This window comes from Brevundimonas sanguinis, assembly GCF_029636725.1.
Classification (GTDB): Bacteria; Pseudomonadota; Alphaproteobacteria; order Caulobacterales; family Caulobacteraceae; genus Brevundimonas; species Brevundimonas sanguinis.
In genome coordinates this window covers 1,196,296-1,215,864 of record NZ_CP116770.1, presented here as the reverse complement: position 1 = coordinate 1,215,864, position 19,569 = coordinate 1,196,296, and the positions used below count along the sequence as shown (strand labels likewise).

30 protein-coding genes are annotated in these 19,569 nt (G+C 65.0%); 1 reads left to right on the top strand and 29 read right to left on the bottom strand.

From position 1 onward, the window contains the following. Nucleotides 1-55: 55 nt before the first annotated feature. The 29 genes from PIB44_RS06245 to rpsJ form a co-directional block, all read right to left on the bottom strand. Nucleotides 56-2,818, bottom strand: a complete 2,763-nt coding sequence (locus PIB44_RS06245) for a M14 family metallopeptidase (RefSeq protein ID WP_278070753.1) — start codon at nt 2,816-2,818, stop codon at nt 56-58. 203 nt (nt 2,819-3,021) lie between these two features. Beyond that, nucleotides 3,022-3,441 (bottom strand): 50S ribosomal protein L17, encoded by a 420-nt coding sequence (gene rplQ / locus PIB44_RS06240; RefSeq protein ID WP_025978144.1) that lies wholly within the window; start codon nt 3,439-3,441, stop codon nt 3,022-3,024. Between the two features lie 116 nt (nt 3,442-3,557). Then, nucleotides 3,558-4,577: a DNA-directed RNA polymerase subunit alpha gene (locus PIB44_RS06235; RefSeq protein WP_024353160.1), complete on the bottom strand. Its 1,020-nt coding sequence runs from the start codon at nt 4,575-4,577 to the stop codon at nt 3,558-3,560. 88 nt (nt 4,578-4,665) lie between these two features. Next, a complete protein-coding gene (rpsK, locus tag PIB44_RS06230; protein ID WP_003164390.1) occupies nt 4,666-5,055 on the bottom strand; it encodes a 30S ribosomal protein S11 in 390 nt (129 codons plus the stop codon). A 16-nt stretch (nt 5,056-5,071) separates the two neighbouring features. After that, nucleotides 5,072-5,440 carry a 30S ribosomal protein S13 gene (rpsM, locus tag PIB44_RS06225; protein WP_025978145.1) on the bottom strand — a complete coding sequence of 123 codons (369 nt, stop codon included), beginning with the start codon at nt 5,438-5,440 and terminating at the stop codon, nt 5,072-5,074. A 141-nt stretch (nt 5,441-5,581) separates the two neighbouring features. After that, a complete protein-coding gene (locus PIB44_RS06220; protein WP_278070752.1) occupies nt 5,582-6,268 on the bottom strand; it encodes an energy transducer TonB in 687 nt (228 codons plus the stop codon). Nucleotides 6,269-6,352: 84 nt separating this feature from the next. Further along, nucleotides 6,353-6,916 carry an adenylate kinase gene (locus PIB44_RS06215; protein WP_227157328.1) on the bottom strand — a complete coding sequence of 188 codons (564 nt, stop codon included), beginning with the start codon at nt 6,914-6,916 and terminating at the stop codon, nt 6,353-6,355. 24 nt (nt 6,917-6,940) lie between these two features. Next, the gene (gene secY / locus PIB44_RS06210; RefSeq protein WP_025978147.1) at nt 6,941-8,317 is read right to left on the bottom strand and encodes a preprotein translocase subunit SecY; all 1,377 of its coding nucleotides are present in this window, start codon (nt 8,315-8,317) and stop codon (nt 6,941-6,943) included. 159 nt (nt 8,318-8,476) lie between these two features. Beyond that, nucleotides 8,477-9,070 (bottom strand): 50S ribosomal protein L15, encoded by a 594-nt coding sequence (gene rplO, locus PIB44_RS06205; protein WP_025978148.1) that lies wholly within the window; start codon nt 9,068-9,070, stop codon nt 8,477-8,479. A 162-nt stretch (nt 9,071-9,232) separates the two neighbouring features. Further along, the gene (rpmD, locus tag PIB44_RS06200; protein WP_025978149.1) at nt 9,233-9,427 is read right to left on the bottom strand and encodes a 50S ribosomal protein L30; all 195 of its coding nucleotides are present in this window, start codon (nt 9,425-9,427) and stop codon (nt 9,233-9,235) included. Between the two features lie 3 nt (nt 9,428-9,430). Beyond that, a complete protein-coding gene (rpsE, locus tag PIB44_RS06195) occupies nt 9,431-10,030 on the bottom strand; it encodes a 30S ribosomal protein S5 (RefSeq protein WP_024353167.1) in 600 nt (199 codons plus the stop codon). 13 nt (nt 10,031-10,043) lie between these two features. Beyond that, on the bottom strand, nt 10,044-10,400 hold the full coding sequence (gene rplR, locus PIB44_RS06190) for a 50S ribosomal protein L18 (RefSeq protein WP_025978150.1): 357 nt from the start codon (nt 10,398-10,400) through the stop codon (nt 10,044-10,046). 3 nt (nt 10,401-10,403) lie between these two features. After that, nucleotides 10,404-10,937 carry a 50S ribosomal protein L6 gene (rplF, locus tag PIB44_RS06185; RefSeq protein WP_024353168.1) on the bottom strand — a complete coding sequence of 178 codons (534 nt, stop codon included), beginning with the start codon at nt 10,935-10,937 and terminating at the stop codon, nt 10,404-10,406. 1 nt (nt 10,938) lies between these two features. Beyond that, nucleotides 10,939-11,337, bottom strand: coding sequence for a 30S ribosomal protein S8 (gene rpsH, locus PIB44_RS06180; RefSeq protein ID WP_025978151.1), 399 nt, complete (start codon nt 11,335-11,337; stop codon nt 10,939-10,941). A gap of 15 nt (nt 11,338-11,352) precedes the next feature. Beyond that, the gene (gene rpsN / locus PIB44_RS06175) at nt 11,353-11,658 is read right to left on the bottom strand and encodes a 30S ribosomal protein S14 (protein WP_003170022.1); all 306 of its coding nucleotides are present in this window, start codon (nt 11,656-11,658) and stop codon (nt 11,353-11,355) included. A gap of 19 nt (nt 11,659-11,677) precedes the next feature. Next, entirely contained in the window at nt 11,678-12,235 is a 558-nt protein-coding gene (rplE, locus tag PIB44_RS06170) for a 50S ribosomal protein L5 (protein WP_025978152.1), read from the bottom strand. Further along, a complete protein-coding gene (gene rplX / locus PIB44_RS06165; RefSeq protein WP_025978153.1) occupies nt 12,235-12,543 on the bottom strand; it encodes a 50S ribosomal protein L24 in 309 nt (102 codons plus the stop codon). The genes rplE and rplX overlap by 1 nt, the downstream gene beginning before the upstream one ends. Nucleotides 12,544-12,545: 2 nt before the next feature. Continuing rightward, complete coding sequence (rplN, locus tag PIB44_RS06160; protein ID WP_003164378.1) at nt 12,546-12,914, bottom strand: 50S ribosomal protein L14; 369 nt, start codon at nt 12,912-12,914, stop codon at nt 12,546-12,548. Between the two features lie 18 nt (nt 12,915-12,932). Continuing rightward, nucleotides 12,933-13,175: a 30S ribosomal protein S17 gene (gene rpsQ / locus PIB44_RS06155; RefSeq protein ID WP_003164377.1), complete on the bottom strand. Its 243-nt coding sequence runs from the start codon at nt 13,173-13,175 to the stop codon at nt 12,933-12,935. 10 nt (nt 13,176-13,185) lie between these two features. After that, entirely contained in the window at nt 13,186-13,383 is a 198-nt protein-coding gene (gene rpmC / locus PIB44_RS06150; RefSeq protein WP_003164376.1) for a 50S ribosomal protein L29, read from the bottom strand. Beyond that, the gene (gene rplP, locus PIB44_RS06145) at nt 13,383-13,820 is read right to left on the bottom strand and encodes a 50S ribosomal protein L16 (RefSeq protein WP_003164375.1); all 438 of its coding nucleotides are present in this window, start codon (nt 13,818-13,820) and stop codon (nt 13,383-13,385) included. The genes rpmC and rplP overlap by 1 nt, the downstream gene beginning before the upstream one ends. A 6-nt stretch (nt 13,821-13,826) precedes the next feature. Further along, nucleotides 13,827-14,570, bottom strand: coding sequence for a 30S ribosomal protein S3 (gene rpsC / locus PIB44_RS06140; RefSeq protein ID WP_025978154.1), 744 nt, complete (start codon nt 14,568-14,570; stop codon nt 13,827-13,829). Continuing rightward, nucleotides 14,570-14,950 carry a 50S ribosomal protein L22 gene (gene rplV / locus PIB44_RS06135; RefSeq protein WP_003170028.1) on the bottom strand — a complete coding sequence of 127 codons (381 nt, stop codon included), beginning with the start codon at nt 14,948-14,950 and terminating at the stop codon, nt 14,570-14,572. Before rplV ends, rpsC begins: the two co-directional genes overlap by 1 nt. Before the next feature lie 3 nt (nt 14,951-14,953). Next, nucleotides 14,954-15,232: a 30S ribosomal protein S19 gene (rpsS, locus tag PIB44_RS06130; RefSeq protein ID WP_003164372.1), complete on the bottom strand. Its 279-nt coding sequence runs from the start codon at nt 15,230-15,232 to the stop codon at nt 14,954-14,956. A gap of 2 nt (nt 15,233-15,234) precedes the next feature. Further along, nucleotides 15,235-16,071: a 50S ribosomal protein L2 gene (gene rplB, locus PIB44_RS06125; protein ID WP_025978155.1), complete on the bottom strand. Its 837-nt coding sequence runs from the start codon at nt 16,069-16,071 to the stop codon at nt 15,235-15,237. Nucleotides 16,072-16,075: 4 nt separating this feature from the next. Next, nucleotides 16,076-16,381: a 50S ribosomal protein L23 gene (locus PIB44_RS06120; RefSeq protein ID WP_003170030.1), complete on the bottom strand. Its 306-nt coding sequence runs from the start codon at nt 16,379-16,381 to the stop codon at nt 16,076-16,078. Further along, a complete protein-coding gene (rplD, locus tag PIB44_RS06115) occupies nt 16,381-17,019 on the bottom strand; it encodes a 50S ribosomal protein L4 (RefSeq protein ID WP_025978156.1) in 639 nt (212 codons plus the stop codon). The genes PIB44_RS06120 and rplD overlap by 1 nt, the downstream gene beginning before the upstream one ends. Beyond that, the gene (rplC, locus tag PIB44_RS06110) at nt 17,019-17,765 is read right to left on the bottom strand and encodes a 50S ribosomal protein L3 (RefSeq protein WP_025978157.1); all 747 of its coding nucleotides are present in this window, start codon (nt 17,763-17,765) and stop codon (nt 17,019-17,021) included. Before rplC ends, rplD begins: the two co-directional genes overlap by 1 nt. 23 nt (nt 17,766-17,788) lie before the next feature. Next, the gene (rpsJ, locus tag PIB44_RS06105) at nt 17,789-18,094 is read right to left on the bottom strand and encodes a 30S ribosomal protein S10 (RefSeq protein WP_003164367.1); all 306 of its coding nucleotides are present in this window, start codon (nt 18,092-18,094) and stop codon (nt 17,789-17,791) included. Nucleotides 18,095-18,675: 581 nt separating this feature from the next. Here rpsJ and PIB44_RS06100 point away from each other — a divergent pair. Beyond that, nucleotides 18,676-19,434, top strand: coding sequence for an outer membrane protein (locus PIB44_RS06100; RefSeq protein ID WP_134580346.1), 759 nt, complete (start codon nt 18,676-18,678; stop codon nt 19,432-19,434). Nucleotides 19,435-19,569: the final 135 nt, after the last annotated feature.

The window sequence follows — 19,569 nt, the reverse complement described above, 5'->3', positions numbered from 1 at the left end:
AAAAAGGCCGCCCGAGCGAATCGGGCGGCCTTTTCATTTGCATCTGTGCGCAAGCTCAGTCGTCGGCGCCCGTCACGGCCGGTCCGTAAAACAGAGCGTTGAACAGCAGCCGCGAGGACGCTCGCGCCTGCGCTCGGTTCACCACGTCGGGACCCAGAACGATCACGCGGCCCTGGCCGTGCTCCAGGTCCAGCACCGCATCGGCGCCCGACAGTTTGTCCGCCCCGATCGCCCAGCCGCTGGAGACCTCGACCTGTTGCGGATAGCGCACCATCGACGCCCCTTCGCCCGCAGGACGGAAGCCCGCATTTCGGTTGAAGAAGACGTTCATCCGAGACGGCGCCCCAAAGGTGAGCGGACGGCTGTTGTCGACCTCGGTCTGCATCACCGCGCCGGGAATGAAGAAGTCGGTCGAGGCCACGGGCTTGCCGTCCGGTCCCGTCAGCACGTCCTGCACCGGCGCGCCCATGGCGGCGGCCAGTCGGTGGGCCGAGCCGATGGTGACGACGCTGCCGCCCGCCCGCGCGAAGGCGTCGATCTGAGGCACCGTCTTTTCGGCCGTGATGTGGCCCAGCCAACTGCGATAGTCTGCGGGAATGCTGTCCGGCGTCGGCTGTTCGCGCTGGGCGGCGGCGGAGAGGTCGGTCGGGATCATGTCCGAGGCGAAGACCAGAACATCGAAGTCCTTGTTCAGGTCGCCCGCATCGAGGCGCTGGGGATAGATGACCTCGAACGGATATTCGAACTGCTCCAGCATCCACTGGGTCCAGCCCGAGGCCATGGAACCGCCGTAGCGGTCGACCAGCCCGACCCTCACCGGCTTCAGTGCGATGCGCTCTCCGCCCGGCGCGCGGGCGACGGCGTGGGCGCTCAGTCCCAGCTCGCGCACCGCCGCCTCGACGATCGGGCGAGCCTTGTCATCGGCCGGAATCCACAGGGCGCCGGGCGCCAGGGTCTGGCGACCCGCGCGGGTCTCGCCTTCCTGCCAGAAAACCGGCACGCCCGCCGCCAGAAGGCGGTTGGTCAGGACGTAGCCATTGATCGGCGCGTGATCGATCAACCAGCCTGCGCGGCCATTGCCCTCGATCTTGCCCGGCGGCGGGGCCATGACGTCGGCGACGCGCTCGGTCGGCGCCTCGAAGCCGTCCAGGATGCGGTCGAACTGCACGCCCATCTGCATGGCCAGGGTGTAGCCGGTCGCGTCATAGGGCAGCTTCGGCGGGCCGCCCGGATACTGCAGGTCGTGCGGGTGATCCTGCGGCTCGAACATGTCCAGCACGTGCGGGCGGTAGGCCTGGCCCGTCTTCACCACATAGGACCCGGCCGGATAGGTCTTAGACCCGATGGTGAAGGCGCGCGTCGCCCGCTCCACGTCCACGCCGGTCTTGATCAGGCTGTTCAGGAAGGCGACGGCCGTGGGCAGGTCGGCCTGGTCCGCCGGGATGACATAGCCGCGCGGATCACGCCGGGCCGGGTCGCGCAACACGCTCTCATACAGCGCCGTATCCACCCGGCGAGCGTTCTCGCCGGCCGCTGCGTTCAGGGCGTCGATCGCCGAGGGCGTGATCCGCCAGGTGTCGGTATTGCCTTTGTCGATGGCGTTCTGGCCCATGCGCCAGATGTTGAACAGCACCCTGTCCTTGTTGCGCGAGGCGTAGTTCAGCACCGCCCGGTTGATCGATTGCGAGTATTCAATCGACTGGGCGAAACGCCAGGTTTGGGGCGCAACCGGCAGGGGCAGGTCGTTGCGCGGCAGTTGGTTGTCCGGGATCAGGCTGATCTGGCTGGGCGTCGGATGGCCGGTGATCTCGGTCAGCAGGCCCACGGCGTTGTGGAAATAGGTGACGGAGCGCTCCATCCCGTTGTTCCACGTCGAATAGTTCGCCCCGCTGCGCATGGTCGAGCCGGGCTTGCCCTCCTCGATCAGGCGGCTGTGCATGGCGGCCCCGACCTCGGACAGGGTGCTCATGACCAGCGGGTCGTAGTTGTAGTTGAACGGGTCTCGGAACGGCGGCATGAACACCACGGTCCCCGCCGGCGCCGTCTGGTGATGGTTATAGATGATCTGCGGGAACCACTCGCGGAAGAACTGCCGGTTGACGTTGGTCGTCTCGGTCATCGCCGACAAATAGTAGTCGCGGTTGTTATCGTGACCGACGTACTTCTGATACAGACGAGGAATAGAGGCGTACTCGCGCTTCAGCGGGTCCTCGTTGCGCATATACCAGGTCGAGACCAGCTCCCATCCGTCCGGGTTCAGCGGCGCGAACAGGATGACCACGTCGTCCAGGATGCGCCTGGCCTCGGCGTCCTCGGCCGTCAGCCATTCATAGAGGGCCGCGATCAGGGCTTGGGGCGGCACGGTTTCTGTGGAGTGCAGACCCCCGTCGATCCAGACCACGGCCTTGCCCTCGGCGGCCAGGGCGCGAGCCTCGGCTTCGCTGACGCCCTCGGCCTTCGCCAGGCGGCGCGCGATCTCCTGATAGCGGTCGATGTTCGCCAGGTTCTGCGGCGAGGAAACGACCGACAGATATTGCGTCCGCCCCTCGGACGATTTGCCGATCTCCAGCAGCTTCATCCGGTCCGACTGCCCGGCCAGTGTCTGCAGATAGCGTTCGAACTGGCTGTAGGTGATCAGGCGATAGTCGGCGCCGACCTCGTGGCCAAAGGCCTCCAGCGGCGTGGTCAGGCCCCGCGCGGGCGCCGCCTGCGAGACGACCCCCGCGGGCGCGGAAGCGGCGTCGAGCGCCAGGGCGCTGACGGAAGACAGGGCCAGAATGGCCAGGCTGGCCGCGATCACGGCGGGCGGACGGGTCATGGAATCTCCTGATGCGTTCACTCTCAGCCTTCTGCGAGGCTTGGCGACAGCTTGGCGTCTTCGCGACCCGGACGCAATTTACCCTCAGCCTGAAAAAGCCGGCGACGGCGATTACCCACAGCCGAGCCACGGCGGAGGCGAACAGAAAGGGCGACCGGATCGCTCCGGCCGCCCTTTCGGCATTTCAGCAGTGAAGTCTGAAATCAGGCCTCGTCGTCGCCCTCGATGGCGAAGACTGGACCGGAGTCCAGGCCCTTGGCCGCGACGTCGCGATCGACGAACTCGATCACCGCCATGGCGGCGTTGTCGCCGTGACGGAAGCCCGCCTTCATGATGCGGATGTAGCCGCCGTTACGCTCGGCGTAACGAGGAGCCAGGGTCTCGAACAGCTTGCCGACTTGCGGCACGTCGCGAACGGCGCTGATGGCCTGACGACGAGCGTGCAGGTCGCCCTTCTTGGCCAGGGTGACCAGCTTCTCGACGAAGGGACGCAGTTCCTTCGCCTTGGGCAGAGTCGTCGTGATCTGCTCGTGCTTGATCAACGAGGCGGCCATGTTGGCGAACATGGCCTGGCGGTGGCTGGCCGTGCGGCCGAGCTTGCGATAGGCGGCGCCGTGGCGCATCGGGGTCTCTCCTACTCGACCCTGGTTTCTCGTCCCTACTTTTCGGACGAGACCTGGGGCCTCTCATTCTAACCGCCCCAACCGATCCACGCGGGACCTGGGCGGAGGGTTAATGATCAGATCTGGTCGTCGAACTTCTTGGCCAGATCTTCGATGTTTTCCGGCGGCCAATTCGGCACATCCATGCCGAGGCTCAGGCTCATGGACGCCAGAACTTCCTTGATCTCGTTCAGCGACTTGCGGCCGAAGTTCGGGGTGCGAAGCATTTCGCCCTCGGTCTTCTGGATCAGGTCGCCGATGTAGACGATGTTGTCGTTCTTCAGGCAGTTGGCCGAACGGACCGACAGCTCCAGCTCGTCCACCTTCTTCAGCAGGGCCGGGTTGAAGGGCAGTTCGGGCTTGCCGTCCGACTGCTCGACAGCCTTGGTCGGCTCATCGAAGGTGATGAAGATCTGCAGCTGGTCTTGCAGGATGCGCGCGGCGTAGGCCACGGCGTCAACCGGCGAGACGGCGCCGTTGGTTTCAACTTCCAGGATCAGCTTGTCGTAGTCCAGCGACTGGCCCTGACGGGTCGGCTCGACGCGATAGGCGACGCGCTTCACCGGCGAATACAGGGCGTCGACGGCGATCAGGCCGATCGGAGCGTCTTCCGGGCGGTTCAGTTCGGCGGCGACGTAGCCCTTGCCGTTCTGGACCGTCAGTTCCATGCGGACCGAGGCGCCGTCATCCAGGGTGCAGATCACGTGATCCGGGTTCAGCACCTCGATGTCGGCCGGCAGCTCGATCTGAGCCGCGGTCACCGGGCCGGGGCCCGTGGCGCGCAGCGTCATCCGCTTCGGACCCTCAGCGTGCATGCGCAGGGCCAGTTGCTTGATGTTCAGAACGATGTCGACGACATCCTCGCGAACGCCTTCCAGCGACGAGAACTCGTGAACAACGCCGTCGATCTGAATGGCCGTGACCGCCGCGCCTTGAAGTGAAGACAGCAGAACGCGACGAAGCGCGTTGCCGAGGGTCACACCGAAACCGCGCTCGAGAGGTTCGGCGATCAGACGCGCCTTGTGCTGCGGGTCAGACCCGCCCTCGACTTGCGGTTTCTCGGGACGGATCAGCTCTTGCCAGTTTCTTTCGATCATAAAGTCCCTCGAACGGGTTTCGACGGCTCCGTGTCCTCACGTTCAGAACAACAGGAGCCGCCGGGAGAAGGGGTAGGCGGCGTGAACCTTAGACGCGACGGCGCTTCGGCGGACGGCAGCCGTTGTGCGGCATCGGCGTCACGTCGCGGATCGTCGTGATCGTCATGCCGACGGCCTGCAGGGCGCGCAGGGCCGACTCACGGCCCGAACCCGGACCCGAGACGTTCACTTCCAGCGTCTTGACGCCGTGCTCGGCGGCCTTCTTGCCGGCGTCTTCCGCAGCCATCTGAGCGGCGTACGGCGTCGACTTGCGCGAGCCCTTGAAGCCCATGTGGCCGGCCGACGACCAGGAAATCGCGTTCCCTTGAGCGTCGGTGATGGTCACCATGGTGTTGTTGAACGAAGCGTTCACGTGGGCGACGCCCGAGGTGATGTTCTTGCGTTCGCGGCGCTTAACGCGACCCGGTTCCTTAGCCATCCGTCAGGCCTCTCTCTTACTTCTTCTTGCCGGCGATCGGCTTGGCCGGACCCTTGCGGGTGCGAGCGTTGGTGTGAGTGCGCTGGCCGCGGACCGGCAGGCCCTTGCGGTGACGCAGGCCGCGGTAGCAGGCCAGATCCATCAGACGCTTGATGTTCATCGACGTCTCGCGGCGCAGGTCGCCTTCGACGGTGAAGTCGCGATCGATGGTTTCGCGGATCTGCAGGATCTCCGCGTCGGTCAGCTGGTTCACGCGGCGAGCCGGCTCGATGCCGATCTTGGCCGTGATCTCCTTGGCGTTGTGCGCGCCAATGCCGTGGATGTACTGAAGCGCGATTTCAACGCGCTTGTTGGTCGGAATGTTGACGCCTGCGATACGGGCCACGAAATTCTCCAAGTACGCGTTAATCAGACGCAGAAACCGCTCCGGTCAACAGACCAGGAGCGTGTACGCCCTTCGCGGAAGGCCGCCCTTATACAGGGGATTCCCGATGCGTCAACGGGCAAGCGCCGTGAGCAGGATGGTTCAGGGCCATTCGACCCCCACCCGGACCTCTCGACCATCAATCGGCGCTCCGTTCTGCGTCGGAGGACGAAAGCGGAAATATCGAGAGGCCGCAAGGGCCGCCTGGCCGAATCCCATCCCCGGCGGCGTTTCGTCCACCAGGCGGCAGTCGCTCAAAGTGGTGTCCAGACGAACCCGGCAGGCCAGCGTCGCCCGCCCTCCCCGGCGCTGGCGGAAGGCTTCGCGCGGGTGCAGGCCCCGCAGTTCGCCCACCGTCGGGCCGCGAATGATGCGCGGCGGGCCATCGCCGACGCCGGGTCCCACGCCGGACCCGCTTCCGCCGCCGCTGCCCGTGCCTTGCCCGCCCTGGCCCTGACCCGGCGCAGGACCGGGCTCGGGCGCCGCGCCGACGACCAGCGGCTGTTCGGGAGCGGGACGCGGGGGCGCGACGACTTCGGGCGGAGGCGGCGCCGGACGCGGTCGCGGGGGACGCACGCTTGAGGCGGCGGCGGGCGCTCCGCCCCCTTGCGTCACGGCCGGTTCTGCAGGCGGAGGCGGCTCAGGGCGCTCAAAGGGCATCAGGTCGACAATGATCAGCGGCGGCGGGGCGTCCAAGGTCGTCTCGGGCCGCCCTACGCCCAAAAGGACAAAGGCGCCGAGGTGCAGCAGAGCTGCCAGCCCCGCCGCGCCCCAGCGCCATTGTTTCATTCGTTCCGGTCGCAACCGTCTCTCCCGCACAGGCTTCCGAACGCTAACGCTTCAGAAGTCGAGGAGATCAGATCGCGCGCCCGATCAGGCGTCCAGCGCCGCGTCGATGGCGGCGGCCACGGCGGCGATGTCGCCCATCCCGTCCACCTCGGTCAGCTTGCCCTGGCCTTCATAGTAGGGAAGCAGCGGCGCGGTCTGACGGTTGTAGACGGCCAGCCGGTCCTTGAAGGTCTCGGGATTGTCGTCGGCCCGGCCCTGTTCGGCGAACCGCTTGCCGATCCGGTCGGTCAGGGCGGCGTCGTCCACCTTCAAGCGGATGACGCTGTCGATCTGGGCGCCGCGCTTGGCCAGCATGGCGTCCAGGGCCTCGGCCTGAGCCACCGTGCGGGGGAAGCCGTCGAAGATGGCCCCGCCGGCGGCCTCAGCCTCCGGCAGACGGGCTTCGATCAGAGCGATGACGATCTCGTCGGTGACGAGGTCGCCGCGCGCCAGCACGTCCTTAACCTTCAGCCCCAGTTCGGAGCCGGAAGCGATCGCCGCGCGCAGCATGTCGCCGGTCGAGAGCTGGACCATGCCCCGCCCCTCGACCAGCCGCTTGGCCTGGGTGCCCTTGCCGGCCGCAGGCGGCCCGAACAGGATCAGGTTCATTATGTCTTCGGGCCCCCTACCCGATCAGCGACGGGCAGGAGCGGAACCGCCCCGACCACGACCGCGCAACTTGGCCTTCTTGATCAGGCCCTCGTACTGGTGAGCCAGCAGGTGCGACTGGATCTGGGCGACAGTGTCCATCGTCACCGAGACCACGATCAAGATAGACGTTCCGCCAAAATACACGGCGTTGCCCAGGCTGCTGATCATGAACTCCGGCAGCAGGCAGACGGCGGTGATATAGCCGGCGCCGATCACCGTCAGGCGGGTCAGCACATAGTCCAGATACTCAGCCGTGCGCTTGCCCGGACGGATCCCCGGCAGGAAGCCGCCGTATTTGCGCAGGTTCTCGGCCGTGTCCTCGGGGTTGAACGTGATTGAGGTGTAGAAGAAGCAGAAGAAGATGATCAGGGCGGCGTACAGCACCATGAAGACGGGCTTGCCGTGCGTCAGCTGCGCCGTCACCAGCGGCAGCCAGCTCATCCACTCAGGCAAGTTCGCGTTCGCCGTGAACTGAGCCACCGTCGTCGGCAGCATCAGCAGCGACGAGGCGAAGATGGCCGGGATCACGCCTGCGGTGTTGACCTTCAGCGGCAGGAAGCTGCGCTCGCCGCCGGTCATGCGGTTGCCTTCCTGGCGCTTCGGATACTGGATCAGAAGGCGGCGCTGGGCGCGTTCCATGAAGACGATGAAGACGATGACCGCCACCGCCATGATGGCGATGAAGAACAGGGTGAAGGCCGACATCTGGCCCTGCTGGGCCAGGCCCAGCATGCGCGCCACCGTCGACGGCAGAACCGCCACGATGCCGGCGAAGATGATCAGGGAGATGCCGTTGCCGACGCCGCGCGCCGTCACCTGCTCGCCCAGCCACATCAGGAACATGGTGCCGCCGGTCAGGACCGTGACCGTCGAGATGATGAAGAACAGGCCGGGCTGGTCGATCAGGCCGGGCTGGGCGTTCAGGCCCACCGCGATGCCGAAAGACTGGGCAAGGGCCAGGAACACCGTCAGATAGCGGGTGTACTGGTTCAACTGCTTGCGGCCCGACTCGCCGCCTTCCTTCTTCAGCTTCTCCCACGGCGGATACACCGCGCCCATCAGCTGGACGATGATCGACGCCGAGATGTAGGGCATCACGTTCAGCGCGAACACGGCCATGCGCTCGACGGCGCCGCCCGAGAACATGTTGAACATATCCAGGATGCCGCGCTGGCCATCCGGATTCTGGAAGAAGGCCAGGAAGGCCTCGCCATTGATCCCAGGGATCGGAACATAGGTGCCGATCCGATAGACCAGCAGCGCGCCCAGCGTGAACAGCAGGCGCTTGTGCAGCTCGGTCGCTTTCGCGAACGAGCCGATGTTCATATTGGCAGCAAGTTGTTCAGCGGCCGAAGCCATCAGGCGCTCCCCACACGGTCACCATAGTCATGCCCGTGCTCAGATAGGCGGAAAGCGGCGCTCTTGCGAGGGCCGCTTTCGGAAAATCGTCATCCCTGTCCGGACGTTCCCGGCGGAGGCGCAGCGAACCGCGCCCCCGACGGATGACGATATCGGATTTTAGGCCTTGGCCGCAGCGCGCTTGGCGCGAGCCGAGACCTTGTTGGCGTCGCCCAGCGGAGCCTTCGGCGCCGGGGCCTTGCCGCGAGCGGCGTTGCGCTTCTCGAGACGGGCGGCGGCCTTGGCTTCAGCCTCGATGCGCTCTTGCTTGACCGAACCGCCGGCGGCTTCCACCGCCTTGATGGCGCCGGCCGAGGCCGACCAGACCACCAGGTTCAGCTTGGCCTTCAGTTCGCCTTCGCCCAGGACGCGCACGCCGTCCTTGACGCGACGGATCACGCCGGCGGCGACCAGGGCCGCGCCGTTGATCTCGGCCTTGGCGTCCAGCTTGCCGCCGTCGATGGCTTCTTGCAGGCGCCAGAGGTTAACTTCAGCCAGCTTGGGGGCGTTCGGCACGTTGAAGCCGCGCTTGGGCATACGCATGTACAGCGGCATCTGGCCGCCTTCGAAGCCGACCTTGCCGCCGCCCGAACGCGAGTTCTGGCCCTTGACGCCGCGACCGGCGGTCTTGCCCTTGCCCGAGCCCGGGCCACGGCCGACGCGCATGCGCTTCTTGGTTGCGCCTTCGTTGTCGCGGATTTCGTTCAGTTTCATTGCCTGATCCTTTCGGGTTCTAGCGCCAGGTCCGCCAGGCGGTCCTGACTCGGCGTTGGATAAATTGAAGGGCCGCTGATTAAGCGACCCGCGTCTGCATCGCAAGATGCTTCTTCATAAAGCGAAACGCCCTCCCCCGCGAACGGGAGAGGGCGAAGCGTCTTATTTCTCGACCACTTCCACCATGTGGGCGACCTTGGCGATCATCCCACGGACGGAGGGGGTGTCTTCCAGGGTCGACTCACGGCCGATCTGGTTGAGACCCAGGCCCACCAGGGTGGCGCGCTGATCGCCCTTGCGGCGGATAGGGCTGCCGACCTGACGGACGGTCACAGTCTTGTTCTCGGTCTTGGCCATCTATCAGCCCTCCACGGCTTCCGGCGCCGAAGCGCCGTCATTGCGGCGGCCCATCAGGTCGGACACCTTCTTGCCCCGCTTGGAGGCGATCTGGCGCGGCGACGACTGAACCTTCAGAGCTTCGAAGGTGGCGCGGATCATGTTGTACGGGTTCGACGAGCCGGTCGACTTGCCCACGACGTCCTGGACGCCGAGGGTTTCGAGGACTGCACGCATCGGACCGCCCGCGATGACGCCGGTGCCCGGAGGCGCCGCGCGCATCATGATCTTGCCGGCGCCCCAACGGCCGTTGCCGTCGTGGTGCAGGGTGCGGTTCTCGCGCAGCGGAACCTTGATCATGGTCTTCTTGGCTTCTTCGGTCGCCTTGCGGATGGCTTCCGGCACTTCGCGCGCCTTGCCATGACCGAAGCCGACGCGGCCTTTGCCGTCGCCGACGACCATCAAGGCCGCGAACGAGAACCGGCGGCCGCCTTTGACGGTCGCGGCCACGCGGTTGATGTGCACCAGCTTCTCGACGATGTCCGAATCCGGACCATCAACGGGAGCGTTGCGGTTGTCGCGACGGTTGCGGTCGCCGCCGCCGCGTTGGGGTTCACGAGCCATGCTTGCCGTTCCCTTAGAAGTTCAGGCCGGCTTCGCGCGCGGCTTCCGCCAACGCCTTGACCCGGCCGTGATAGATGTAGCCGCCACGGTCGAAGACGACGTCGGTGACGCCCTTCTCGATGGCGCGCTCGGCGATCAGCTTGCCGATCATGGCAGCGGCTGCGACGTCCGAACCCTTGGACCCCTTGCCGCCTTCCAGCGACGAGGCGGCAGCCACCGTGACGCCCTGGGCGTCGTCGATGATCTGGGCCGAGATGTTCTTGTCCGAACGGTGAACCGACAGACGCAGGCGACCGTTGGCGACAGCCTTCAGGCGACGGCGAGTGCGCTCGGCGCGGCGCTTGGCTTGTTGTTGAAGAGAGAGAGCCATGACTTACTTCTTCTTGCCTTCCTTGCGCCGGACGAATTCGCCCTGGTAGCGCACGCCCTTGCCCTTATACGGCTCCGGCGGACGCATCTTGCGGATGACGGCGGCGATTTCACCAACGACCTGCTTGTCGGCGCCCGAGATCTTGATCTCGGTCTGCTTCGGCACAGCGAAGGTGACGCCTTCCGGCGGAGCGATGTCGACGTCGTGCGAGAAGCCGAGCTGCAGCGAGAGATCCTTGCCCTTCAGGGCGGCGCGGTAACCGACGCCGACCAGTTCCAGGGTCTTCTCGAAGCCGTCGGTCACGCCGGTCACCATGTTGGCGACCAGAGTGCGCGACAGGCCCCACATGGCCTTGGCGCGCTGCGTGTCCGAACGCGGGGTCAGCGACAGTTCGTCGCCTTCCTGCTTGACTTCGATCTCTTCGGCGACGGTCCAGGAGCGTTCGCCCTTGGGACCCTTCACGGTGATGTCCTGGCCGTTGAGCGTGACAGTCACGCCCTTCGGCACAGCGATGGTTTTCTTGCCGATACGAGACATATCAGTAGACCCTGCACAGGACTTCGCCGCCGACGTTAGCGTCGCGCGCGGCGGCGTCAGACATGACGCCCTTCGAAGTCGAAAGGATCGAGATGCCGAGGCCGTTCTTGACCGGCTTCAGATCGCCGATGGCCGAATAGACGCGACGGCCGGGCTTCGACACGCGGGCGATCTCGGCGATCACCGGCTGGCCGTCGAAGTACTTCAGCTCAATCTCGAACTGCGGGAACTCGCCGGGGTTCTGAACCAGCGAATAGCCGCGGATGTAGCCCTCGTCCTGCAGCACGTCCAGGACGCGCTGGCGCAGGCGGGAAGCCGGGGTGAGCACCGTCGAACGCTTGCGGGTGGCCGCGTTCTTGATGCGAGCGATCATGTCGCTCAGGGGATCGTTGATCATCATGTCTGTTCGCTCCCCTTACCAGCTCGACTTCGTCAAGCCGGGGATCTGACCCATGTTGCCCAGCTCGCGCAGGGCCACACGGCTCATCTTGAGCTTGCGGTAGTAAGCCCGCGGACGACCCGTCACTTCGCAACGGTTGCGAATGCGGCTCGGAGCCGAGTTGCGCGGCAGAGCCGCCAGCTTCAGGCGCGCATCGAAACGCTCCTCAAGCGGCAGGCTCTCGTCGTTGGCGATAGCCTTCAGGGCGTCCCGCTTCGCGGCATACTTCGCAACCAGGGCCTTGACGGCTTCGTTGCGGTTTACGGCGCTTTTCTTAGCCATTGTTCTCTTCCCTTCCCGCTCAGTTCACGAACGGGAACTTGAACTCGGTGAGGAGAGCCTTGGCTTCCTCATCGGTCTTGGCCGTGGTGCAGACGATGATGTCCATGCCCCACATCTGATCGATCTGGTCGTAGTTGATCTCCGGGAACACGATGTGCTCCTTCAGACCCGTGGCGTAGTTGCCGCGACCGTCGAACGAGGTGCCCTTCAGGCCACGGAAGTCCTTCACGCGCGGCAGGGCGATCGTGATGAACCGGTCCAGGAACTCGTACATCTGGGCGCCACGCAGGGTGACCTTGCCGCCGATGATCATGCCTTCGCGCAGCTTGAAGCCGGCGATGGAGTTGCGAGCCTTGGTCGGCACGGCCTTCTGACCGGCGATGGCCGTCAGGTCCTTGAGGGCCGCAGTGGCCTTCTTGGAGTCAGCGACGGCTTCACCGATGCCCATGTTCAGGACGATCTTGTCCAGCTTGGGGATCTGCATCTCGTTCGTGTAGCCGAACTTTTCCTTCAGGGCGCCGCGGATGCGGTCCTGATATTCGGTCTTGAGACGCGGCATGTACTTGGTGTCGGCCATCAGATGACGTCTCCCGTCGACTTGGCGAAGCGGACCTTCTTGTCCCCCTCGACCTTGAAGCCCACGCGGGTCGCCTTGCCGTTGCCGTCGACGATCGCGACGTTCGACAGGTGAAGCGAGGCTTCCTTGTGCTTGATGCCGCCTTGCGGGTCAGCCTGGGTCGGGCGCGTGTGGCGCTGGACCATGTTGACGCCTTGCACGACGACGCGGTTCTCGGTCGGCAGGACCCGGATCACCTGGCCGGTGCGGCCCTTGTCCTTGCCGGTGAGGACGACGACGTTGTCGCCCTTCTTGATCTTCGCGGCCATGGTTACAGGACCTCCGGAGCCAGCGAGATGATCTTCATGTGGTTCTTGGCGCGCAGCTCGCGCGGAACCGGGCCGAAGATACGGGTGCCGACAGGCTCGTTCTGCTTGTTGACGATGACGGCGGCCGACTTGTCGAAACGAATGACAGAGCCGTCCTTGCGTTGGATGTCCTTCGCGGTGCGCACGACGATGGCGCGAACGACGTCGCCCTTCTTCACGCGGCCGCGCGGAATCGCTTCCTTCACCGAGGCGACGATGGTGTCGCCGATCGAGGCGTAACGGCGCTTAGAACCGCCGAGCACCTTGATGCACATGACCCGGCGAGCGCCCGAGTTATCGGCGACCTCCAGGTTAGTTTGCATCTGGATCATGGGATCCGATCCTTCTTCTTACGAAGCCGAAGACGGGGAAATGATTTCCCAGCGCTTCAACTTGGACTTGGGGGCGCATTCGATAATGCGCGCGATATCGCCGACTTTGAGAGCGTTCGCCTCATCGTGAGCGTGGTAGTTCTTGGACTTACGAACCGTCTTGCGGAGCAGCGGGTGCAGCAGGGTGCGCTCGACCTTCACGACGACGGTCTTGTCGCCCTTGTCGGAGACGACCACGCCTTCAAGAATGCGTTTGGGCATCGGTGTTTCCTTACGAGGCCGCACGCTTCTCGCGCAGAAGCGTCGAGATGCGAGCGATGTCCTTGCGCACTTCCGAGACCCGGTGGGTCTTTTCCATCTGGCCGGTGGCGGCCTGGAAGCGCAGGTTGAACTGTTCCTTCTTGAGCTTCAGCAGCTCGTCGGACAGTTGGTCGACGGTTTGCGACCGGAGATCGGCGATCTTGGTCATTAGGCGGCTTGCTCCGTAACGATGCCGGCGTCCAGGCGGGTGACCACCTTGGTGCGGATCGGCAGCTTGGCGGCGCCGAGGCGCAGCGCTTCACGAGCCACGTCGTCCGGCACGCCGTCGATTTCGAACATGATGCGGCCGGGGGCCACGCGAGCGGCCCAATGGTCCACCGCACCCTTGCCCTTACCCATCCGCACTTCGGCCGGCTTGCCGGAGACCGGCACGTCGGGGAAGATACGGATCCAGACGCGGCCCTGACGCTTCATCTGACGGGTGATCGCGCGGCGAGCCGCTTCGATCTGACGCGCCGTGATGCGCTCCGGCTCGACGGCCTTCAGACCGTAGGAGCCGAAGTTCAGCGAGAAACCACCCTTGGACGAGCCGTGGATGCGGCCTTTGAAGGCCTTGCGGTACTTGGTCTTTTTCGGTTGCAACATGGCCTATCAGCCCTCACGACCACGGCGAGGACCGCGATCACCGCGGGGGCCGCCACGGCCTTCGTTGGACGACGGACCCGAGGCTTCCTGGGCCCAGCGCTTGTCCTGAGCCATCGGGTCGTGCTCGAGCACTTCACCCTTAAACACCCAGACCTTCACGCCAATGATGCCGTAGGTCGTCTTGGCTTCATAGAAGCCATAGTCGATGTCGGCGCGCAGGGTGTGCAGCGGCACGCGACCTTCGCGGTACCACTCCATCCGAGCGATTTCGGCGCCGCCCAGACGGCCCGAGACGTTGATGCGGACGCCCTTGGCGCCCAGGCGCATGGCCGACTGCATCGAACGCTTCATGGCGCGGCGGAACGCGATACGGCGCTCCAGCTGCTGAGCGATGTTCTCGGCGATCAGCTGAGCGTCGGTTTCCGGCTTGCGGACCTCGACGATGTTCAGGTGAACTTCGCCTTCGGTGCGAGCGGCGATGTCCTTGCGCAGCTTCTCGATGTCAGCGCCCTTCTTGCCGATCACGACACCCGGACGGGCGGCGTAGATCGTCACGCGGCACTTCTTGTGCGGACGCTCGATGATGATGCGCGACACGCCGGCGGCCGACAGGCGTTCCTTCAGCCACGTGCGCAGCTTCAGGTCCTGATGGAGCAGTTTGGCGTAGTCGGCGCCGCCGGCGAACCAGCGGCTGTCCCACGTGCGGTTCACGCCGAGGCGTAGACCGATCGGATTGATTTTCTGACCCATCAGGCGGCCTCACCTGCTTCGCGAACCACGATGGTGATTTCGCTGAACGGTTTCAGGATGCGCGACGAGCGGCCGCGAGCACGGCTCGCGAAACGCTTCATCACCAGGTTCTTGCCCACGAAGGCCTCGGCGACGACCAGGTTGTCGATGTCGAGGTTGTGGTTGTTCTCGGCGTTCGAGACGGCCGAGTACAGGACCTTGCGGACGTCGCCGGCGATGCGCTTGCGGCTGAATTCCAGCTCGTTGAGAGCCTTCTGCACCGGCAGGCCGCGGATCGATTGGGCCACCAGGTTCAGCTTCTGCGGGCTGATACGGACGTTGACCAGCTTGGCGCGGGCCTCGGTCGCAGCAACGCGACGGGGGTTCTTGGTCTGGGCCATGGATTACTTCCTCTTGGCCTTCTTGTCCGCCGCGTGGCCCGGGAAGTTCCGGGTCGGGGCGAACTCGCCGAACTTCATGCCGACCATTTCTTCGGAGACCGACACCGGCACATGCTTCTGGCCGTTGTGGACGCCGAACGTCAGACCGACGAACTGCGGCAGGATGGTGGAGCGGCGCGACCAGGTCTTGATCACGTCCTTGCGGCCCGACGATTGAGCGGCGTCGGCCTTCTTGAGCAGATACCCGTCGACAAACGGGCCTTTCCAGGAGGAGCGGGCCATTCTTAGCGAGCCTTCTTCACGTGGCGAGTACGGATGATGAACTTATCCGTAGCCTTGTTCTTGCGGGTGCGGGTGCCCTTGGTGTCCTTGCCCCACGGCGTAACCGGGGTACGACCACCAGAGGTCCGGCCTTCACCACCACCATGCGGGTGGTCGATCGGGTTCATGGCGACGCCGCGGACGTGCGGACGCCAGCCCATGTGACGCTTGCGACCAGCCTTGCCCAGGTTCTGGTTCATGTGCTCGGGGTTCGACACCGCGCCGACCACGGCCAGGCACGAGTCCAGAACCATGCGCAGTTCGCCCGAGCCCAGACGGATCTGAGCGTAGCCCTGGTCGCGACCGACCAGTTGGGCGTAGGCGCCGGCCGAACGGGCCAGCTGAGCGCCCTTGCCCGGCTTCATCTCCACGTTGTGGATGATGGTGCCGACCGGCATCGAACGCAGGGGCATGGCGTTGCCCGGCTTCACGTCGACCTTTTCACCCGCGACGATGGTGTCGCCGGCGTGCAGGCGCTGAGGCGCGATGATGTAGGTCTTCTCGCCGTCGGCGTAGTTCACCAGAGCGATGAAGGCCGTGCGGTTCGGGTCGTATTCCAGACGCTCGACCGTGCCGACCACGTCGAACTTGCGACGCTTGAAGTCGATCTTGCGGTACAGCTTCTTGGCGCCGCCGCCGCGGAAGCGGACAGCGATGCGACCGCCCTGACCACGGCCGCCCGACTTGGTCAGGCCCTCGGTCAGCGACTTCTCCGGGCGGCCTTTGTGCAGCTCGGAGCGGTCGACCAGCACCAGGGCGCGGCGGCCCGGCGACGTCGGATTGTAATGCTTCAGAGCCATGGTCTTAGAGCCCCGTCGTGACGTCGATCGACTGACCATCGGCCAGCGTCACGATCGCTTTCTTGATGTCCACGCGGCGACCGAGGATGCCCCGGAAGCGCTTGGTCTTGCCCTTTTGAACCAGGGTGTTGACCTTGAGGACGTTGACTTTGAACAGGCTTTCGACCGCAGCGGCGATCTCGTCCTTGGTCGCCGTGCCGGCGACGCGGAACACGACCTTGTTCTGCTCCGACAGGATCGTGGCCTTCTCGGTGATCACCGGAGCCAGGATGGTGTCGTAGTGCTTGGCGGTGGGTTGAGCGGCGGCCATTATGCGGCTTCCTTCTCAGCGAAGCGGGCCTCGATCGCCTCAACGGCGGCCTTGGTCAGCACCAGTTTGTCCGCCCGCAGGATGTCATAGACGTTCAGGCCGGCGTTCGGCAGCACGTCGATGTGCGGGATGTTGCGCGCGGCCAGGCCGAAGTTGGCGTCGACTTCCGGACCCGCGATGATCAGAGCCTTGGTCCAGCCCAGCTTGCCGAAGGTTTCGCGCAGGGAAGCCGTCTTGGGCTCCTTGACCGAAACGCTGTCGACGACGACTAGGTCGCCGGCCTTAACCTTGGACGACAGGGCGTGCTTCAGCGCCAGGGCGCGGACCTTTTTCGGCAGCGAGAAGCCGTGGTCGCGAACGACCGGGCCGAACGCCGGCGAACCGCCGACGAACTGGGGCGCACGACGCGAGCCGTGACGGGCGCCGCCCGTGCCCTTCTGCTTGTACATCTTCTTGCCCGTACGAGAGTTCTCGTTGCGGGTTTGAACCTTGTGGGTGCCGGCGCGGCGCTTGGCCAGCTGCCAGTTGACGTAACGGGCCAGCAGGTCGCCGCGGATGTCGGAGATGCCGAAGACGGCGTCCGACAGCTCAACGTCGCCAGCAGCCTTGCCGTCGAGTTTGATGACCGAGAGTTTCATTACGCTTCACCGCCTTCGGTCGCTTCCACGGCCGGAGCTTGTTCAGCCGGCGTCGAAGCGGGTTGAGCAGCAGCCGACTTGACGGCGCCCGGGAACGGAGCGTCCGCAGGGCGGGCCTTCTTGATGGCGTCGCTGACCTTGACGTAAGCGCCGTCGTGACCGGGGACAGCGCCCTTGATCATGATCAGGCCACGCTCGGCGTCCACGCGGACGACGGTCAGGTTCTGGGTGGTGACGACTTCCTGGCCCAGGTGACCGGCCATCTTCTTACCCTTGAAGACGCGACCCGGATCCTGACGCTGGCCGGTCGAACCGTGCGAGCGGTGCGAAATCGACACGCCGTGCGAAGCACGCAGACCGCCGAAGTTCCAGCGCTTCATGGCGCCGGCAAAGCCCTTACCAATGGTATGGCCCTGGATGTCGACCTTCTGACCCGCGAGGAAGTGGTCGGCCGACAGTTCGGCGCCCACGTCCAGCAGGGCGTCTTCGCCCACGCGGAACTCGGTCACATAGGCCTTCGGCTCAACCTCGGCCTTCGCGAAAACTTCGCGTTGAGCCTTGGCCGTGTTCTTGGCCTTCTTAACGCCAGCGCCCAGCTGAAGGGCGACGTAACCGTCGCGCTCCTTGGTACGTTGGCCGACGACTTGGCAGCCGTCGAGCTGGAGTACAGTGACCGGAACGTGTGCGCCGTCATCGGCGAACACGCGGGTCATCCCCAGCTTCTTGGCGATCACGCCCGTGCGCATGTCGGATCCCGCCTCTTTCTTTCTTAGATCTTGATCTCGACGTCCACGCCAGCGGACAGGTCGAGCTTCATGAGCGCGTCCACGGTCTGCGGGGTGGGGTCGACAATGTCGAGCACGCGTTTGTGCGTGCGGATTTCAAACTGCTCGCGCGACTTCTTGTCGACGTGCGGCGAGCGGTTCACGGTGAACTTTTCGATCAGGGTCGGCAGCGGGATCGGACCGCGAACGGTCGCGCCCGTGCGCTTGGCGGTGTTGACGATTTCGCGCGTCGAAAAGTCGAGGACGCGATGATCGAAGGCCTTGAGCCTGATGCGGATGCTTTGATCCATATCGGTTGTTATTCCCATGCGGCCGGAGCCGCGTCCCTGTGAACCATTTCAAAGACCGAAGCCCCGAGACGAAAACTCGTCCCCAGGAAACGCAAATCCGCAAAAACGAGCGGCCCACGCAGTCCCCCGCGAAGGCCGTAAGTTCCCAAGAAGCTGCAAAGAACAGTAACTTAGGTCGTTCCTGCGAACCGCGTCTGCACCCGAAAGTGCACAGCCGGTCCAACAAGAGGGGCGCTTATGCCCTCCGATTCCGTTTCCGTCAAGCGTGGAAATCCCCGTCCCGTCAGGGTTTGCGACTCACCGCCCGCGCGGCCCCTGAAACGGTGCGCCGCAACATAACGCGGGCTGATCGTTAGGGACTGCGGCCGGAAAGCGGCCATATGAACGCCCTGGAAAGGCGCCGCCGCAATGATCGCCGTATACTGACGCAGTTATGCCTCAATGCGTCACTTTTGGGCAACATCGCCCCAGTGTGACAGCGCCACGACATGTTTGTTACGGCAAAGCGCCAAACTGCGACCTATGTCTTGCCCATCGCCGGGCGGCTCAGCTTCCTGGCGGCAGTACATAAGGACAAAAAAATGAAAACCGTCTTTCTCGCTTCGGTCGCCGCCGCGACCCTGATCGCCGCTCCCGCGTTCGCTCAAGACGCCATCGGCTCGGCCGGCATCGCCTATAACTACGCCGACGTGGACGGCACGGACGTGAACCGCGGCGTCATCGACGGCACCGTCGCTTCGTCGGTGTTCGGCGACTGGACCGTGACCTTCAACGCCGAAGCCGCCTACACCGACGTCAAGGACGCTGGCGACGAAACCACCCTGGCCGGCGCCGTCCACCTGTCGAAGAAGATCGAAGACATGCGCTTCGGCGGCTTCTACGGCGCTTCGGAACTGGGCGCGACCACGCTGAACACCTTCGGCCTGGAAGGCCAGAAGTACCTGGACCGCGCCACCCTGACGGGCGTCGTCTCGTACGGCACGGCTGCTGACGCCGACATCTGGACCGTGGCCGGCGACGCCGCCTTCTACGCCACGCCGCAACTGCGCCTGAGCGGCGGCGCCGCCTACACCAACGTCGACGCCGACAACATCTTCATCGGCGCTGGCGACGTGGACGCCTGGTCGGCCGGCGTGGCTGCCGAGTATCAGTTCGCCAACTCGCCGTACTCGGTCTTCGGCGGCTACGACTACGTCAAGTCCTCGGACCTGGACGTCGACGCCAACGTCTTCAAGATCGGCATGCGCTACAGCTTCGGCGGCGGTCTGCAAGCCCGCGACCAAGCCGGCGCCAACCTGGGCCGCACGCACAACGGCGTCGCCGCCCTGTTCGGCTACTAAGACGTCTACGCGGTCCGCAAGGGCCGCCTGGAATGACGAAACCCCGGCGGAGCGATCCGCCGGGGTTTTTGTTTGGCTCATGCCCGACTGCAGACATGAAAAAGGCCCGGAGGGTTCCACGCTCCCGGGCCTTTT